Raw genomic sequence first — 17,539 nt, 5'->3', positions numbered from 1 at the left:
GGTTCTTCAGACGTTGGCAAACACGCTCTTCACCGCATCGGCCGTCTTGGAGACGACGATGTCGGCCTCTTCCCGCGTCAGGCAGAGCGGCGGCGCGAAACCGAGAATGTCGCCCTGCGGCATGGCGCGGCCGATGACGCCGCTTGCCGCAAGTGCGGTCGCGATCTGCGGCCCGATCTTTTGCGAGGCGTCGAAGAACACGCGGTCGTCCCGGTCGGCGACGAACTCGATTGCCGCCAGCATGCCATCGCCGCGCACCTCGCCGACGTGTTTGTGGCCGCCGACGGCCTTCGTCAGCTCGGCGCGGAAATAGGCGCCGGTCTCGCCGGCGTTCCTGACCAGATCCATCTCGTCTATCAGTTCCAGGTTGGCGACGCCGGCGGCCACGCAGATCGGATGCGCCGAATAGGTCCAGCCATGGCCGAGCGAGCCAAGCTTGTCGGAGCCTTGGACGAGCACCTGCCAGACCTTGTCGGAGACGATGACGCCGGAGAGCGGCGCATATGCCGAGGTCAGGCCCTTGGCGATGGTGATCAGGTCGGGCTTGATGCCGTAGTGGTCGGAGCCGAACATGGTACCCAATCGGCCGAAGCCGGTGACGACCTCGTCGGCGACCAGCAGCACGTCGTACTTCTTCAGCACCGCCTGGATCTTCTCCCAGTAGCCGGCCGGCGGCGGCACGATGCCGCCGGTGCCGAGGATCGGCTCGCCGATGAAAGCGGCGACCGTTTCCGGCCCTTCGGCGAGGATCATCTCCTCGAGCTTGTCGGCGCAGTATTGCGAAAATTGCTCTTCGCTCAGCGAGCGGTCGGCGCGGCGGAAATAGTAGGGCGCCTCGGTGTGCAGGACAGGCGCACGCGGCAGGTCGAAGGCGTTGTGGAACAGGTCGAGGCCGGTCAGCGATCCGGTCATGATCCCGGAGCCGTGATAACCGCGCCAGCGCGAGATGATCTTCTTCTTCTCGGGCCGGCCGAGCACGTTGTTGTAGTACCAGATCAGCTTGATATTGGTTTCGTTGGCGTCGGAACCGGAGAGCCCGAAATAGACCCTCGACATGCCTTGCGGCGCGCGGTCGATGATCATCTTGGAGAGCGTGATCGACGCCTCGGTGCCGTGGCCGACATAGGCGTGGTAATAGGCGAGGTTCTTGGCCTGCGCGGCGATGGCGTCGGCGATCTTCTGGCGGCCATAACCGACATTGACGCAATAGAGCCCGGCGAAGGCATCGATGCTCTTGCGCCCGTTGTTGTCCCAGATGGTGACGCCTTCGCCGCCGGCGATCACACGCGTCGGGCTCTCGCCACGCGCATGCGTTCCCATATGGGTCGAGGGATGGAAGAAGTGATCGCGATCCCAGGCGGCGAGTTCGTTTGACTGGTCGAGCATTTTTCTACTCCTGAGGAAAATGTGTCGGGCGCGGCTTACGCAACGTCGAGGCAGAGATATTTGAGATCGGTAAAGGCTTCGAGCCCATGACGCGAGCCCTCGCGGCCAATGCCGGACTGCTTGACGCCGCCGAACGGGACCGGCGCGCCGGTGATCTTGACGCGGTTGATGGCGACCATGCCATAGTCGAGCGCCCGGCCCATGCGCAATTGCCTACCGCCATTCTCAGTCACGACATAGGCGACGAGGCCGTATTCGGTGGCATTGGCGCGGGCGGCGACTTCGTCTTCGCTGTCGAAGGGCGTCACGGCGGCGACCGGACCGAAGGTCTCCTCGCGCATGATCAGGGCGTCGTCGTCAACATCGGCTAGCAGGGTCGGCTGGTAAAACAGCGGCCCGGCCAGATGACGCTTGCCGCCGGTCAGGCAACGCGCGCCTTTGGCGAGCGCATCGGCCACCTGCTCCTCGACCTTCTTGACAGCGCGTTCGTGCATCAAGGGTCCGATTTCGGTGTCGTCAGCGAGGCCATTGCCGGCCCGCAATGCCTCGACGCGTCTGGCGAAAGCAGCGCAGAACCGATCGTATAGCGGACGCTGGACATAGATGCGGTTGGCGGCGAGGCAGTCCTGGCCGGAGGTCGCGAATTTGGCGTCGACCGCAATGGCCACAGCCTTGTCGAGATCTGCGTCGGCGAAGACGATCAGCGGCGCATGACCGCCGAGTTCCATCACCAGACGCTTCATCGTCGGCGCACTCTGCGCGGCGATCAACCTGCCGATCTCGGTCGAGCCGGTGAAGCTCATGGCGCGGACGCGCGGATCTTCGCACATCCGCCCAACGATGGTCGAAGCCTTGCCGGTGAGGACGTTGAACACGCCTGCCGGCACGCCGGCGCGCTCGCCGAGCTCGGCCAGCGCCAGTGCGGACAGCGGCGTTTCCGAGGAAGGATGCGCGACAATGGTGCAACCGGCGGCAAGCGCGGCAGCCGCCTTGCGGGTCAGCATCGCCGCAGGAAAATTCCACGGCGTGACGACGCCGACGACGCCGAGCGGCTCGCGCCGCACCATCATCTCGGCGTTTGGCAGATGACTGGTGACGCATTCGGCGTTGAGGCGTTTTGCCTCCTCGGCATACCACTCGACAAAAGAGGCTGCGTAGTCGATCTCGCCGAGCGACTCCTTCAGCGGCTTGCCTTGTTCGAGCGTCATCAGCAGGGCCAGGTCATTTTTGGCGGCGCCGATCAGATCGAACCATTTGCGCAAGATTTTCGAACGTTCCTGCGGCAGCAATGCGCGCCAGGCAGGAAAGGCGCGCGATGCCGCATCGATCGCCAATGTCGTCTGCCGGGCATCGAGGGCAGCAACAAAAGCGACGGTGGATCCGGTGGCCGGATCGGTCACCTCGAAACTCTCCGCGGTCTCGCTCGCCGTCCAGTGGCCAGCGACATAGGCGAGTTCGCGCAGCAGCCGCCGGTCGGCAAGGCGATCAAGCGCTTCATGGCGGTGCGAGCGGGCAAAATGTGCGGACATCATCGGGCTCCCGGTTCGGGTGATGCTGCAAGACTATCTCTGCCGCGCAAACAGAGAGGCTGTTTGCGTGCCTGCACGTAGAGAGAATGTCTCTATTGCCCTGCCCAGCCAGACGATCTCTCCGGTATCAGGAAGATGCCGGCAACAGATCCGCCACCGGCAGCACACTCTCTTCCTTCACCGTCTTGGTGACGATGTAGGTGAAATAGCGGTCGATGCCGATCTCGCGTTCGAGCAGAGTGTCGACCAGCCGCTGATAGGCGTCGATGTCGCGCGCCATCACCTTCAGCAGGTAATCGACGCCGCCGCCGACAGACCAGCATGCGACGATCTCGCGGATGTCGCGGATGACGCGCTCGAAACGGTCGAAATCGGCCTGGCGGTGGCTGGCAAGCGTCACCTCCATCAGCACGGTGGCAACCGGCGCGATGGCGCGCATGGCGATCCTGGCATGGTAGCCCGAGACGATGCCGGCCTTTTCCAGCTTGCGCAGCCGCATCCAGCACGGCGTCGGCGACAGGCCGACTTTCTCGGCCAGCGCCAGCTTGGTGATGCGCCCGTCGCGCTGGATGGCGTCGAGGATTTTGAGATCGATCGGATCGAGTTTCGCTGCAGCCATGATCGTCCACTTCCAGTGCCGGACACCATGACGGCGCATTATTTCGATTGTCAATTGCACTGATTTCGATCTCTAATAAGTCATGACATTTTGGCGACCAGATCCCGCTCTTATCCGGCGGCCGGCCTACCAATCGCTCGCCGACCAGTTCGCGCGCGCCATCCATGACGGGCGCCTGGCCAATGGCGCTCGTTTGCCGACGCACCGGCAGCTCGCCGACGATCTGAAACTTTCCGTGCAGACGGTCAGCCGCGCCTATGAGGAGCTGATCCGCCGCGGGCTGGTGTCCGGCGAGGTCGGCCGCGGCAGCTTCGTGCAGACACAGGGCCGCGAGCCGGAGCCGCCCTATCTGCCGGAGCGGCTGGGCGAGGTCATCGACCTCTCCATCCTGAAGCCGGTCTGCGAACCGATGCATCTGGATCGGCTGAGGCAGGCGCTGGGCTGGCTCGCCGAAAACCTGCCGTCGAGTTCGGCACTGTCGTTCAGGCCGAACATGGTGTTCCCGCGCCACCGCGCGGTAGGTGTCGAGTGGCTACGCCTCTGCGGCCTCGACGCGTCGCCGCAGAACATCAGCCTGACCAACGGCGCAACGGCCGGCATGACGGTGGCGCTGATGAGCGTGGCGCCGCCGGGTTCGACCGTCGCCACCGAGGCGATCGGCCACCACACGCTGGTCCCGCTGGCGCGCTATCTCGGCTTCAACCTCGAGGGTTTGCCGATCGACGACAATGGGCTGATCCCGGAAGCCCTCGACGAGGCCTGCCGGCTGTCCGACATCCGCGCCGTGTTCGTACAGCCGTCGGTGATCAACCCGACGGCGACGCTGATGGATGCCGCCCGGCGCGAGCAGATCGCTGCGGTAGCGCGCAGGCACGACATCGCCATTATCGAAAACGACGTCCTCGGCCCGTTGGTCGAGGACCGGCCGCCGCCGGTCGCGGCGTTTGCACCCGAGCGCACGCTCTACGTCACCTCCTTCACCAAGATCGTGGTGCCGGGCCTGCGCATCGGCTATCTCGCGGCGCCCGATCGTTATGTCGCCGCGGTGGCCAACCGCCACCTCGTCTCGAACTGGATGGCGACGCCGCTGGTGGCCGAGATCGCCACCAAATGGGTGACCGACGGCACCGCGATGGAACTCGTGCGATGGCAGCGCGTGGCTTTGCGGCGGCGTCTGGACATCGCCGCCGAGGTGCTCGCCGGAGTGGACTATCGGGCTCATCGCGACGGGCTGCATGTCTGGCTGCAACTGCCGGATGACCGCGGCGAGGAAAGCTTTGTTTCCCAGGCCCGCCTGCAGGGCGTGGCGATCGCTCCCGGCACGTCGTTTCGCATTTCGCAGACGCCTTGGCATCCGGCCGTGCGGATCTCGCTTGGCTCGACCACGGAGGGGGAACTGCGTGCCGGTCTCGGCGTTGTCACCAAGCTGCTGCTCGGCGATCCCGAGCATCTCCTGCTTGCAATCTAAGCGACAAATGGCGGGAAATTGTGCGGAATCCGAAATATTGTCATGATATTATTTTCTTGATTGACATGATTTGCCGCGATCCGCATCGTTAACAGCATCGCTTCTCCAGCACGGGAAATTCATTGTCGGCGCCCATCATCAAGATCGACGGCATTTCGAAAAGCTTCGGCACCTTCAAGGTGCTGGACGGCCTCTCGATGCAGGTCATGCCCGGCGAGAAGCTGGCACTGATCGGCCCGTCGGGTTCCGGCAAAACGACGATCCTGCGCATCCTGATGACGCTAGAGCGTATCGACAGCGGCCACATCCAGGTCGACGGCGAACAGCTGTACCACATGGAGCGCAACGGCCGCCTGCTGACGGCCGATGAACGGCATTTGGCAAAAATGCGCCAGAAGATCGGCATGGTCTTCCAGCTGTTCAATCTGTTTCCGCACAAATGCGTCATCGACAATGTGACGCTCGCACCGATGCTGACCAAAGCAGTGCCGCGGGCCGCCGCCGAGAAGCGGGCGATGGAGCTGCTCGACATGGTCGGCATGGTCGACAAGGCCAAAGCGATGCCGGCGCAGCTTTCCGGCGGACAGAAGCAGCGCGTCGCGATTGCCCGGGCGCTGGCGCTGTCGCCGAAGATCATGCTGTTCGACGAGGTCACCTCGGCGCTCGACCCGGAACTCGTCGACGAGGTGCTCAACGTCATGCGCAAGCTCGCCGCCGAGACCGACATGACCATGCTGCTGGTCACCCACGAGATGGGTTTCGCCCATGACTTCGCCGACCGGGTGCTGTTCTTCGATCGCGGTAGAATAGTCGAGGAGGGCAAGCCCGACGAGATTTTCCGCCATCCCAAACAGGAGCGCACGCAAGGTTTCCTGAAGAAGATCATTGCAGCCGGACATCGGGTCTGACTGCCATGCGAGGCGGCGACGCCTCAAGCAAGCCAAGAAGACAGACAAACAAGGAGTTGGGAACAATGAAGAAATTTGCCATTTTGGCCGGCGTCGCCGGTATTGCGCTGACGGCGGTGCTGGCCGCCTCGACGGCCGGCTCGGCCGATGACAGCAAGCTCGAAGAGCTCAAGGCGCAAGGCTTTGCCCGCGTCGCCATCGCCAACGAGCCGCCCTATACGGCGGTCGCTGCCGACGGCAAGGTTTCGGGTGCGGCGCCTGACGTTGCCCGTGAAATCTTCAAACGCCTTGGCGTCAACGACATCGTCGCCTCGATCTCGGAATATGGTGCCATGATCCCCGGCCTGCAGGCCGGCCGTTTCGACGTCGTCACCGCCGGCCTGTTCATGAAGCCGGAACGTTGTGCTGCGGTCGCCTATTCGGAGCCGGTGCTGTGCGACGCCGAGGCGATGCTGGTGAAGAAGGGCAACCCGAAGGGCTTCAAGAGCTACGAGGACGTCGCCAAGGACACCAGCGCGACGATCGGCGCACCGGGTGGCGGCACCGAGGAAAAGCTGGCGCTCACCGCAGGTGTGCCGCGCGAGCGCGTCATCGTCGTGCCGGACGGCCAGAGCGGCCTGAAGATGCTGCAGGACGGCCGCATCGATGCCTATTCACTGCCCGTGCTGTCGATCAACGACCTGGTCAAGAAAGCCAATGATCCGAACCTCGAAGTCATCGCGCCGGTGGTCGGTGCGCCGGTCTATTGCGACGGCGCGGCCTTCAAGAAGGGCGACGAAGCGCTACGTGATGCCTATGATGTCGAGCTGGCGAAACTGAAGAAGTCCGGCGAGTTCGCCAAGATCATCGAGCCCTACGGCTTCTCGGCGGCGGCGGCGATGTCGACGAGCCGCGACAAGCTCTGCTCGGCGAAGTAGGCGCCTCTTTTGCCTTCCCCCCGTTCACGGGGAGAAGGTGTCACGAAAAGTGACGGATGAGGGGCAGCGCCATACTTTCGTGAGTTCGCGACGCCCCTCATCTGCCTGCCGGCATCTTCTCCCCGTCAACGGGGAGAAGGATCCAAGGCCACCTGCCTCGCACAACCGCAAGCGTTAGGAACTTTCGAATTTCATGACCCAATGGTCCGGCTATTTCGGCCTGATTTTGCAAGGAGCGCTTGTCACCATCGAATTGACGTTGATGGGGTCGGTGCTGGCCTTGATCATGGCCTTTCTTGCCGGGCTGGGGCGGCTGTCGCGGTTTTTCGTGCTACGCGCGCTGGCGACCGCTTATATCGAGTTCTTCCGCGGCACCTCGATTTTCGTGCAGCTGTTCTGGGCCTATTTCGTACTGCCCTTTGCCGGCATTTCGCTGACGCCGCTGCAGGCCGGGGTGCTGGCGCTGGGCCTCAATGTCGGGGCCTATGCAGCGGAAGTGGTGCGTGGCGCCATCAAGTCTATCGGCCGCGAACAATATGAGGCCTGCACCGCGCTCAATCTCGGCCGCTGGCAAGCCATGCGCCATATCATCCTACCGCAGGCGCTTCTGGTGATGCTGCCTACCTTCGGCAACAACGCCATCGAGCTGCTCAAGGCCACCGCCGTCGTTTCGCTGATCTCGCTCGCCGACCTGACCTTCCAGGCGCAGGTGGTGCGCTCGCAGACCGGCAATACACTGGTGCCGTTCAGCACCATCCTCGTCATCTATTTCGTGCTGGCGCTGCTCATCTCATGGGGCGTGCGGTCGCTGGAACGCCGCATGGCGCGCGGCCTCGACGGGGTGCGCGTATGATGGATCGGGCCTGATAATGGAATGGGATTGGGATTTTGTCCGGCAGATACTGCCGACGCTGATCGAGGGGGTGAAGATCACCATCCTGGCAACGCTGCTCGGCTCGGTGCTGGCGGCCGTCGTTGGACTGGGCATCGCGTTGGCGCGCCGGTCACCGAACAGGTCGTTGTCGCGCACGGTCGGCTTTCTTGCAGAGTTCATCCGTGGCACGCCGCTGTTGGTGCAGCTCTATTTCATCTTCTACGTGCTGCCGGATTTCGGCGTCCTGTTGCCGCCGCTGGTGGCGGGCGTCATCGGTCTCGGGCTGCATTACGGCACTTACACGGCCGAGGTCTACCGCGCCGGCATCGACAATGTGCCGCGCGGCCAGTGGGAAGCGGCCAAGGCCTGCAATCTGAACGCCACGCAGACTTGGACGCACATCATCATTCCGCAGGCAATTCCGCCGATGATCCCGGCGCTTGCCAACTATTTCATCGCCATGTTCAAAGAGACGCCGCTGCTGTCGGCGATCACCGTGCTGGAACTGATGAACCAGGCCAAGAGCGTCGCCAATACCTATTACCGGTATATCGAACCGATCACCTTGGTCGGCGCCTTCTTCCTCGCCATCAGCCTGTTCTCGGTGGTGCTGCTGCGCTGGCTGGAACACCGTTATGGGCGGATCGAACGATGAGCGCTGCACCCGAAATCCGCCTGCATTCGGCCCGGCCGGCGCTCGACGCGCGTCCGCTGGAACAGCGGGTCGGCCTGATCATCCTCGCAACCGACCACACGAGCGAGCCGGATTTTCAGCGTATGGTGGCAAGCGACCGTGTCGGCGTCTATGTCGCGCGTATTCCGTACGCCAATCCGACGACGCCGGAGAATTTGCGCAAGATGCAGCCGTCACTGACGGCGGCCGCGGGCCTGATCCTGCCCGACGAGCCGCTCGATGCGATCTGCTATTCCTGCACCTCGGCTTCCGTCGTGATCGGCGATGCCGAAATCGAGGCGGCGGTGCGGGCCGCGAAGCCCGGCGTGCCGGTGGTCACCCCGCCGATGGCCGCGGTGCGCGGCCTGAAGGCGCTGGGCGCCAGGACGATCAGCATCCTCACTCCCTATACGGTCGAGACCAGCCGGCCGATGGCGGCCTATTTCACCGAGCATGGATTCGAGATCGTCAGCTTCACTTGCCTCGGTTTCGAGGACGACCGCGAGATGGCGCGGATTGCACCGAAATCCTTGGTCGATCTGGCCCGTGACGCGATGGCCGCGCAGGCCGACGCGCTGTTCGTGTCCTGCACTGCGCTGCGGTCGGCGGCGGCAGTTGTCGGCATGGAAGAGGCCATCGGCCGCCCGGTGGTCACCAGCAACCAGGCGACGGCCTGGAATTGCCTGCGGCTCTGCGGAGATGAGATGTCGCGCCCTGAATTCGGCCGTCTGATGACGCTGCCGTTGAACTGATTGATGAGCCATGACCACGTCCAGGATAAGCCTCTCCGATATCCGCGCCGCGCGCGAGCGCATCGCAGGCAAGGTCGAGCGTACGCCGACTGTCCCTTCGCCGAGTCTTTCCCAGCACTTGGGCGCTGCTGTTTATCTCAAGCTCGAACATCGGCAAACCACCGGTGCCTTCAAGCTGCGCGGTGCCTCGAACGCCATCGCCTCGCTGACGCCAGAGGAGAAGGCGCGTGGCGTCGTCGCTGCCTCGACCGGCAACCACGGCCGGGCCCTTGCCTATGCCGCTCAACTGCAAGGTATCCACGCGACGATCTGCATGTCGCGGCTGGTGCCTGAGAACAAGCTCGAGGAGATCCGTCGGCTCGGCGCCGAGATACGCATCGTCGGCAACAGCCAGGACGATGCGCAGCGGGAGGTCGAACGGCTGGTCGCCGAAAACGGGCTGATCATGCTGCCGCCTTTCGACCATCCCGCCATTGTCGCCGGGCAAGGCACGCTCGGGCTGGAGATCATCGAACAGGTTCCGGACGCCGCCTTGGTGCTGGTGCCGCTTTCCGGCGGTGGGCTGGCGGCGGGCGTCGCTGCTGCCGTGAAGGGCGTCAGCCCGGCGACGAAGGTCGTCGGCGTTTCGATGGCGCGCGGTGCGGCGATGAAGGCGAGCCTCGACGCCAGGCATCCGGTGTTGGTCGAGGAACTGCCGACGCTGGCCGACTCGCTTGGCGGCGGCATCGGCCTCGACAACCGGCTGACCTTTTCCATGTGCCGCGACCTGCTCGACGATGTGATCCTGCTCGGCGAGGACGAGATCGCCACCGGCATCCGCCACACCTATGAACAGGAGCGCGAGATCGTCGAAGGCGCCGGCGCGGTCGGCATCGCGGCCGTGCTTGCCGGCAAGGTCAAGGCGAATGGCCCGACGGTGCTCGTTCTGTCCGGCCGCAACATCGATATGACACTGCACCGCAAGATCATCTGCGGCGAAGCAATTGCGGAGAGCGCAGCATGAGCCGTATGACGATCCTCACCGAAGCCGAATTGCGCAAGATCGTGAAGCTCGATCTCGATGCCGTCACCTGCGTCGAGAACGCGTTCCGGGCGCTCGCTACCTTGCCGGTGGCGATGCCGCCGATCCTGCGGCTGGACATTCCAGAGCATCGCGGCGAGGTCGACGTCAAGACCGCCTATGTGCCGGGTATCGATGGTTTTGCGATCAAGATCAGCCCCGGCTTTTTCGATAATCCCAAGCTCGGCCTGCCCAGCGTCAACGGCATGATGGTGCTGCTGTCGTCCAAAACCGGGCTGGTCGAGGCGCTGCTGCTCGACAATGGCTATCTCACCGACATCCGCACGGCCGCCGCCGGCGCGGTCGCCGCCAAACATCTGTCGCGGGCGGACTCTTCCATTGCCGCGATCTTCGGCGCCGGTGTTCAGGCCGGACTGCAGCTCGAGGCGCTGATGCTGGTGCGGCCGATCACCGAGGCTCGCATCTGGGCAAGGGATGCCGCCAAGGCCGAAGCCGCGGCGGACGCATTGTCCGAAAGACTGGGCATCGCCGTTCACGCCGAGCCCGACGCGGCAAAGGCAGCTGCCGATGCCGACATCATCGTCACCACGACACCGTCGACCGAGCCGCTGATCAAGGCCGGCTTCGTCTCCGCCGGCCAGCACATCACCGCGATGGGCTCGGACGCCGAGCACAAGAACGAGATCGCGCCGGCGATCCTGCGCATGGCCGATCTCTACGTCGCCGATAGCGCCAAGCAGACGCGGCGCTTGGGCGAACTGCACCATGCCATCGCGGCGGGCGTGATGGCGGCCGATGCCGAGATCACCGAGCTTGGCCACATCATCGCCGGCGAAAGGCATGGCCGGCGTTCGGACAGCGACATCACCATCGCCGATCTGACCGGCACCGGTGTGCAGGACACGGCAATCGCCACGCTCGCCCGCGACCGTGCGCGTGCGGCCAAGACCGGTACGATTTTCGAAAGCTGATGCTGGCCGCAAGGCCCAACAAACGAGGACCAAGAACAATGCAGCCCAGTTTGAAATTCTCGCGTGGCGAATATGCGGAGCGCCTCGCCAAGACGCGGAAGTCGATGGGGGCCAAGGGCGTCGATCTGTTGATCGTCAGCGATCCGTCCAACATGGCCTGGCTGACCGGCTATGACGGCTGGTCGTTCTATGTGCACCAGGCCGTCATCGTGCCGCCGTCGGGCGAGCCGGTGTGGTACGGCCGCGGCCAGGACGCCAACGGCGCAAAGCGCACCGCCTATCTCGCGCACGACAACATCGTCGGCTATGCCGACAACTACGTGCAGTCGACCGAGCGCCATCCGATGGATTTTCTGTCCAGCGTGCTCTCCGATCGCGGCTGGGGGAAGCTCAGCATCGGTGTCGAGATGGACAATTACTGGTTCTCGGCCGCTGCGTTCGCATCGCTGCAGAAGCACTTGCCCAATGCCCGCTTCGTCGATGCCACTGCACTGGTCAACTGGCAGCGCGCGGTGAAGAGCCCGACCGAAATCGATTACATGCGCAAAGCCGCGCGGATCGTCGAAGCGATGCACCAGCGCATCGTCGACAAGATCGAGGTCGGCATGCGCAAATGCGACCTGGTCGCCGAGATCTACGATGCCGGCACGCGCGGCGTCGACGGCATCGGCGGCGACTATCCGGCGATCGTGCCGCTGCTGCCGTCGGGCGCCGACGCGTCGGCGCCGCATCTGACCTGGGACGACCGGCCGATGAAATCGGGCGAGGGCACCTTCTTCGAGATTGCCGGCTGCTACAACCGCTATCACTGCCCGCTGTCGCGCACCGTCTTCCTCGGCAAACCGACGCAGGAATTCCTCGATGCCGAAAAGGCGACGCTGGAAGGCATGGAGGCGGGACTTGCCGCCGCCAAGCCCGGCAACACATGCGAGGACATCGCCAACGCCTTCTTCGCGGTGCTGAAGCGGTACGGCATCGTCAAGGACAACCGCACCGGTTACCCGATCGGGCTTTCCTATCCGCCTGACTGGGGCGAACGCACGATGAGCCTGCGTCCCGGCGACCGCACCGAGCTCAAGCCCGGTATGACCTTCCATTTCATGACCGGCTTGTGGCTGGAGACGATGGGCTTGGAAATCACCGAATCCATCCTGATCACCGAGACGGGCGTCGAGTGCCTGGCCAATGTGCCGCGCAAGCTGGTGGTGAAGAATTGAGCCCGATGTCCAGCCTTCGTCCATCACCGATCACGCCGAGCGTCGATTTCGAGCGCGACGGCGTGCAGCACGGTTTCTTGCGCCTGCCTTACAGCCGCGACGATTCCGCCTGGGGATCGGTGATGATCCCGATCTGCGTCATCCGCAACGGCAAGGGGCCGAGCGCGTTGCTCACCGGCGGCAATCATGGCGACGAGTACGAGGGGCCGCTGGCGCTCTATGACCTCGCCCGTATGCTCGACCCGAAGCAAGTCAGCGGCACGGTCATCATCGTGCCGGCGATGAACTATCCGGCATTCCGCGCTGGCACGCGCACCTCGCCGATTGACAAGGGCAATCTGAACCGCAGCTTTCCCGGCCGGCCCGACGGCACGGTGACCGAGAAGATCGCCGACTTTTTCCAGCGCGAACTTCTGCCACGCACCGACATCGCGCTCGATTTCCACTCCGGCGGCAAGACGCTCGACTTCGTGCCGTTCTGCGCCGCCCATATCCGGCCCGACAAGGTGCTGGAAGCGAAAGGGTTCGCTGCCGTGGAAGCGTTCTCCGCACCATGGTCGATGAAGATGCTGGAGATCGATGCGGTCGGCATGTTCGACACCGCCGCTGAGGAGATGGGCAAGCTTTTCATCACCACGGAGCTTGGCGGCGGTGGGACTTCGCGCGCGGAAACGGTGCGGATCGCGCGTCGCGGCGTGCTCAACGTGCTGCGCCATGCCGGCATTGTCGCCGGCGCGGTCGAGATGCAGCCGACCCGCTGGCTCGACATGCCGTCGGGCGATTGCTTCTCGTTCGCCGAGGACGACGGGATGATCGAAACCATGATCGATCTCGGCGAGCCGGTGGCAGAAAACCAGGTGCTGGCACGCGTCCATTCCGTAGGCCGCACCGGCGGCGCTCCGCAGGAGATACGGGCCAAAATGTCCGGTCTGTTGGCGGCGCGGCATTTTCCGGGGCTGGTCAGGGCCGGCGACTGCGCTGCCGTGGTCGCCGTGTTGGTCGATTGACGGTTAGGAAACCGATGTCGGGAACGGCTCGGCCTTGCCTTTGGGGCGATCGCCGATGACAAAGACGGCGCTCGCCTCGCTGACGATCGAGACATGATCCTTGGCGGCTGTTCCGGCCGCCGCACTGTCGCCGCGCATGATTGCGGTGACGATGGCGTCATGCTCCTGCCAGGACTGGGCCAGCCGCCCGGGCAGCATGAATTGCGCGCGCCGGAACGGCGCGAGGCGGCCGCGGGTCATGACGGTCAACTCATAAATGTGCTTGCTGTGGGCGCCGCGATAGAGCCGGGTGTGGAACTCGGTGTTGAAAAGCTCATACTCTTCTTCGACCCCGAGCTGCACCAAGCGCGCCGATGCCTGATGCTCGGCCTCCAGCGTGCGGCGCTCGCCGGCCGTCATGCGCTCGGCCGAGAAGCGCGCGCAGATCGCTTCAAGCTCGGCCATGCTCTCGAACATCGAGGCGAGGTGCTCCTGCGTCACCACGGCGACGGTGGCGCCACGGTTCGGCCGTCTTTCGACCAGTCCCATGGCGCTGAGCCGGCTGAGCGCTTCCCTGATCGGCGTACGTGAGACATCGAAGCGGGCGGCGAGCGAGGCCTCGTCGAGCTTTTCGCCTGGGCGCAGGAAACCGGTGACGATCCGGTCGCTGATCGCCCTCACCATCTGATCGACGGTCGTGCCCGACCTGATCAAATTGCGCTTTCCCGACACGTCTCCTCCGTCCAGTCCTCTCGCTAGAGCCGAGAGCCACTCACCGGCCTCGATTCCTCCGCAGCTCTGTATGCCTATGTTTTAGCCTTCATGTCAAATTGACGATTTTGAAGGCAAAAAGTGTATGCAATTGCTCCGGCTTTGTGCAGCCCACATCGGCACACTCATTGATATTGCTGAATAAATCCTGATTCTGAAACTGGCACGCTGATTGCATACACTTCTTTCATTGAGGTGTTAACCGGCCCCAAAGGCCCCACAGAGGGAGCATTCAATGTCCGAGAGATTCATGCTTAGCCGCCGCGACCTGCTCAAGACCTCCGCCGCCGGAGCGGCGCTCGGCCTTGCGTCCGCATCGTTTCCGATCAGCAGGGCCTTCGCCGCGACGGCCACCGTTGGCTTTATCTATGTCGGGCCAAAGGACGATTACGGCTACAACCAGGCGCATGCCGAAGGCGCCGCCACGCTGAAGGGGATCGAAGGCATTTCCGTCGTCGAGGAGGAGAACGTGCCGGAGACGGTCGACGTCCAGAAGACGATGGAATCGATGATCAATCTCGACGGTGCGTCGCTGATCTTCCCGACCTCGTTCGGCTATTTCGATCCGCACATGCTCGCCATGTGCGCGAAATTCCCCGACGTGCAGTTCCGCCATTGCGGTGGCATGTGGAACAAGGACAAGCATCCGATGAATGCCGGTTCCTATTTCGGTCATATCGGCATGGGCCAGTATCTGAACGGCGTCGTCGCCGGCCACACCAGCAAGACCAAGAAGCTTGGCTTCGTCGCGGCAAAGCCGATCCCGCAGGTGCTGCTCAACATCAATTCCTTCCTGCTCGGCGCGCGCTCGGTCGACCCGACAATCACCTGCCAGGTGATCTTCACCGGCGAGTGGTCGCTGGCGGTCAAGGAGGCCGAGGCCACCAACGCGCTGGTCGACCAGGGTGCCGACGTCATCACCTGTCATGTCGACAGCCCCAAGGTGGTGGTCGAGACGGCGGCCGGGCGTGGCGTTTTCGTCTGCGGCTATCATGCCAACCAGAGCCCGCTGGCACCGGAAAAATACCTGACCGGCGCGGAATGGAACTGGGCCAAGGTCTACAAGATGTTCGTCGACGATCTGGTGGGCGGCACGCCGCTGCCCAATTTCACGCGCGGCGGCCTGGCCGACGGCTTCGTCAAGATGAGCCCGCTCGGCCCCGCTGTTGGCGACGCCGCCCGCAAGCAGTTCGACGGCACGCTGGCCGAAATGATGAAAGGCGGATTTTCGGTCATCAAGGGTCCGCTGAAGAGTAACAAGGGCGTCGTCGTCGCGACCGAGGGCCAGGCCTTCGTCGAGACCGCGCTTGAACTCGAAAGCATGGACTACCTGGTCGAGGGCGTCGTCGGTTCGACCGCCTGAACCGGATCGGAGACGGGGCAATGGCAGACACGGTCAGCACTGCGGGCGCACCGGCGCTGTTTGGCGCCAGGAGTTATCCGGCGGCGCTCGAATGGGCGGCGCGGCGGGCGGAAGCCTTCGTCATACCGCTCGCGGCGCTGATCGTCGGCATGGCGCTGTTCAGCGTGTTCATCGCGCTGGTCGGCAAATCGCCGGTGCAACTCTACGAGACGATGTGGCGCGGCGGCTTCGGCTCGTGGTTCTCGATCCAGAACTCGCTGTCGCGAGCAGCACCGCTTTTACTGGCAGCGCTCTGCGTGGCACTGCCGGCACGGCTCGGCCTGGTCGTCATCGGCGGCGAAGGCGCGATCGTGCTGGGCGGCGTTGCCGCCGCCGCCATCGGCGTCGCGGCGAATGGCGCGCCGGCTTTTCTGGTCATCCTGCTGATGGGCGTGGCGGGCGTGGTCGCCGGCGGCATCTGGATCGGTGCCGTCGGCGCACTCCGCCACTACCGCGCCGTCAACGAAACCATCTCCAGCCTGCTGATGGCCTATATCGCCATCGCGTTGATGAACCATCTTGTCGAAGGGCCGCTGCGCGATCCGGCCTCGCTCAACAAACCCTCGACCGAGCCGCTGGTGGATGCCTACCGCATCGGCAACATTCCAGGCATGGACGTGCACTGGGGCCTGGTCGTCGGCATTCTCGCCTGCGTCCTGTCCTGGCTGCTGATCGAAAAGACGCGCTGGGGCTTTGCCGCCCGCATCGCCGGCGGCAATGTCAGGGCGGCCCAGGTGCAAGGGCTTGCCGTCGGGCCGCTGATCGTCGGCTTCACCGGGTTGGCCGGCGGCTTCGCCGGGCTGGCCGGCATGCTGGAGGTCGGCGCCGTGCAAGGCAGCGCCAACGCCTCGCTTGCCGCCGGCTATGGCTATACCGGCATCCTCGTCGCCTTCCTCGCCCGCCACAATCCGCTCGCCATCATTCCGGTCGCTTTCCTGCTCGGCGGCATCGGCGCGTCCGGCGGGCTGATCCAGCGCCGCATGGACCTACCCGACGCCACCGTGCTGGTGCTGCAAGGCATGCTCTTCGTCGTCATCCTGTTCAGCGAAACCTTTTACGGGCGCTTCAAGGTCTTCAATCCAGATCTGTGGAAGAGGGGCTCCTGATGGACGCGACCGAGATCGGCCTGTGGGGCGTGCCGCTCGCCATTCTCGGCGGCGCCATCCGCGTCTCGACGCCCTTCGTCTTCGTCTCGCTGGGCGAAGCGATCACAGAGCGCTCCGGCCGCATCAATCTTGGCCTCGAAGGCACGCTGGTCTTCGGCGCCATGACCGCTTATGCCGTAGCGGTGATGACCGGCTCGCCATGGCTCGGCCTGCTGGCCGCCGCAGGTGCCGGTCTTTGCTTCGGTCTGTTCCACGGCTGGATCTGCAAATTCCGCGGGGTGAACGACATCGCCATCGGTATCGCGCTGATGCTGTTCGGCTCGGGTCTCGCCTTCTTCTTCGGCAAGCCGTTCATCCAGCCCTCGGCGCCAGACCTGCCGGCCATCGCCTTCGGTGGCTGGTCGAACATTCCGCAGGTGCAAGCGGCGCTCAACGTCAACGTGCTGTTCCTGATTGGTGCGGCACTTGCCGTGTTCCTGTGGTGGGCCTTCCGCAACACCCGTGCCGGCCTGATCGTGCGCGTCGTCGGCGACAGCTCCGATGCGGCGCGCGCCATGGGCCTCAATCCCAACACCGTGCGCCTGCTTGCGACAGGCGTCGGCGGCGCGCTCGCCGGCATCGGCGGCGCCTATCTGTCGCTCTATTACCCCGGCAGCTGGACCGAACGCATCTCGTCGGGGCAGGGCCTGATGGCGGTGGCGCTGGTCATCTTCGCGCGCTGGAATCCGCTCGGCTGCTTTGCCGCGGCACTATTGTTCGGCGGCGCGGGCGCGCTTGGCCCGGCGTTGCAATCGGTCGGTGTGACGCAGGGCTATTATCTCTTCTACGCCGCACCTTACATCCTCACGCTCATCATCATGATCGCCACCTCGTCGCCGAGCCGCACGCTTGCCGGCGCGCCGGGCGAGTTGTCGATCACCAAATGACTGGAGTTTTCCC

Annotated in this window: 17 protein-coding genes; 13 read left to right on the top strand and 4 right to left on the bottom strand. The window is 64.2% G+C overall.

What is annotated here, in order from left to right; genetic code table 11:
* Window positions 1-6: 6 nt before the first annotated feature.
* From NKG60_RS04265 to NKG60_RS04255, 3 genes are all read right to left on the bottom strand, one after another.
* Window positions 7-1,386 (bottom strand): aspartate aminotransferase family protein, encoded by a 1,380-nt coding sequence (locus tag NKG60_RS04265; RefSeq protein WP_352865931.1) that lies wholly within the window; start codon window positions 1,384-1,386, stop codon window positions 7-9.
* Window positions 1,387-1,421: 35 nt separating this feature from the next.
* Window positions 1,422-2,915 (bottom strand): NAD-dependent succinate-semialdehyde dehydrogenase, encoded by a 1,494-nt coding sequence (locus tag NKG60_RS04260; protein ID WP_352865929.1) that lies wholly within the window; start codon window positions 2,913-2,915, stop codon window positions 1,422-1,424.
* A 127-nt stretch (window positions 2,916-3,042) separates the two neighbouring features.
* Window positions 3,043-3,534 carry an Lrp/AsnC family transcriptional regulator gene (locus NKG60_RS04255; RefSeq protein ID WP_352467670.1) on the bottom strand — a complete coding sequence of 164 codons (492 nt, stop codon included), beginning with the start codon at window positions 3,532-3,534 and terminating at the stop codon, window positions 3,043-3,045.
* Window positions 3,535-3,616: 82 nt separating this feature from the next.
* Here NKG60_RS04255 and ehuR point away from each other — a divergent pair, with 82 nt between their 5' ends.
* From ehuR to doeB, 10 genes are all read left to right on the top strand, one after another.
* The gene (gene ehuR, locus NKG60_RS04250) at window positions 3,617-5,002 is read left to right on the top strand and encodes a MocR-like ectoine utilization transcription factor EhuR (protein ID WP_352661859.1); all 1,386 of its coding nucleotides are present in this window, start codon (window positions 3,617-3,619) and stop codon (window positions 5,000-5,002) included.
* A 122-nt stretch (window positions 5,003-5,124) separates the two neighbouring features.
* A complete protein-coding gene (ehuA, locus tag NKG60_RS04245; protein ID WP_352974182.1) occupies window positions 5,125-5,910 on the top strand; it encodes an ectoine/hydroxyectoine ABC transporter ATP-binding protein EhuA in 786 nt (261 codons plus the stop codon).
* Window positions 5,911-5,975: 65 nt separating this feature from the next.
* A complete protein-coding gene (gene ehuB, locus NKG60_RS04240; RefSeq protein ID WP_352587308.1) occupies window positions 5,976-6,827 on the top strand; it encodes an ectoine/hydroxyectoine ABC transporter substrate-binding protein EhuB in 852 nt (283 codons plus the stop codon).
* Window positions 6,828-7,020: 193 nt separating this feature from the next.
* Window positions 7,021-7,680, top strand: coding sequence for an ectoine/hydroxyectoine ABC transporter permease subunit EhuC (gene ehuC / locus NKG60_RS04235; protein WP_023720654.1), 660 nt, complete (start codon window positions 7,021-7,023; stop codon window positions 7,678-7,680).
* 16 nt (window positions 7,681-7,696) lie between these two features.
* Entirely contained in the window at window positions 7,697-8,356 is a 660-nt protein-coding gene (ehuD, locus tag NKG60_RS04230; RefSeq protein ID WP_352974180.1) for an ectoine/hydroxyectoine ABC transporter permease subunit EhuD, read from the top strand.
* Entirely contained in the window at window positions 8,353-9,126 is a 774-nt protein-coding gene (gene eutA / locus NKG60_RS04225; RefSeq protein WP_352974179.1) for an ectoine utilization protein EutA, read from the top strand. Before ehuD ends, eutA begins: the two co-directional genes overlap by 4 nt.
* A gap of 10 nt (window positions 9,127-9,136) precedes the next feature.
* On the top strand, window positions 9,137-10,129 hold the full coding sequence (eutB, locus tag NKG60_RS04220; RefSeq protein ID WP_352974178.1) for a hydroxyectoine utilization dehydratase EutB: 993 nt from the start codon (window positions 9,137-9,139) through the stop codon (window positions 10,127-10,129).
* Entirely contained in the window at window positions 10,126-11,118 is a 993-nt protein-coding gene (locus tag NKG60_RS04215) for a cyclodeaminase (protein ID WP_352974176.1), read from the top strand. The genes eutB and NKG60_RS04215 overlap by 4 nt, the downstream gene beginning before the upstream one ends.
* A gap of 38 nt (window positions 11,119-11,156) precedes the next feature.
* On the top strand, window positions 11,157-12,335 hold the full coding sequence (gene doeA, locus NKG60_RS04210) for an ectoine hydrolase DoeA (protein WP_352974175.1): 1,179 nt from the start codon (window positions 11,157-11,159) through the stop codon (window positions 12,333-12,335).
* Between the two features lie 5 nt (window positions 12,336-12,340).
* Window positions 12,341-13,342, top strand: coding sequence for a N(2)-acetyl-L-2,4-diaminobutanoate deacetylase DoeB (gene doeB / locus NKG60_RS04205; protein ID WP_352974173.1), 1,002 nt, complete (start codon window positions 12,341-12,343; stop codon window positions 13,340-13,342).
* A gap of 3 nt (window positions 13,343-13,345) precedes the next feature.
* On the opposite strand, the gene NKG60_RS04200 is transcribed toward doeB, so the two are convergent.
* Complete coding sequence (locus NKG60_RS04200; protein ID WP_352974282.1) at window positions 13,346-14,005, bottom strand: GntR family transcriptional regulator; 660 nt, start codon at window positions 14,003-14,005, stop codon at window positions 13,346-13,348.
* A gap of 322 nt (window positions 14,006-14,327) precedes the next feature.
* Here NKG60_RS04200 and NKG60_RS04195 point away from each other — a divergent pair, with 322 nt between their 5' ends.
* Genes NKG60_RS04195 through NKG60_RS04185 form a run of 3 tightly spaced genes read left to right on the top strand, consistent with a single transcriptional unit; the run spans window position 14,328 to window position 17,526 of the window.
* On the top strand, window positions 14,328-15,455 hold the full coding sequence (locus NKG60_RS04195; RefSeq protein WP_352974172.1) for a BMP family ABC transporter substrate-binding protein: 1,128 nt from the start codon (window positions 14,328-14,330) through the stop codon (window positions 15,453-15,455).
* A gap of 20 nt (window positions 15,456-15,475) precedes the next feature.
* Window positions 15,476-16,600, top strand: a complete 1,125-nt coding sequence (locus NKG60_RS04190) for an ABC transporter permease (RefSeq protein ID WP_352974171.1) — start codon at window positions 15,476-15,478, stop codon at window positions 16,598-16,600.
* Window positions 16,600-17,526 carry an ABC transporter permease gene (locus NKG60_RS04185; RefSeq protein WP_352974169.1) on the top strand — a complete coding sequence of 309 codons (927 nt, stop codon included), beginning with the start codon at window positions 16,600-16,602 and terminating at the stop codon, window positions 17,524-17,526. Before NKG60_RS04190 ends, NKG60_RS04185 begins: the two co-directional genes overlap by 1 nt.
* The last annotated feature ends 13 nt before the right edge of the window (window positions 17,527-17,539 follow it).

The sequence above is a fragment of the Mesorhizobium sp. M1428 genome (assembly GCF_040317515.1).
Classification (GTDB): domain Bacteria; phylum Pseudomonadota; class Alphaproteobacteria; order Rhizobiales; family Rhizobiaceae; genus Mesorhizobium.
Note: the sequence above shows the minus strand (reverse complement) of the source record. Positions and strands in the feature narration are given on the sequence as shown.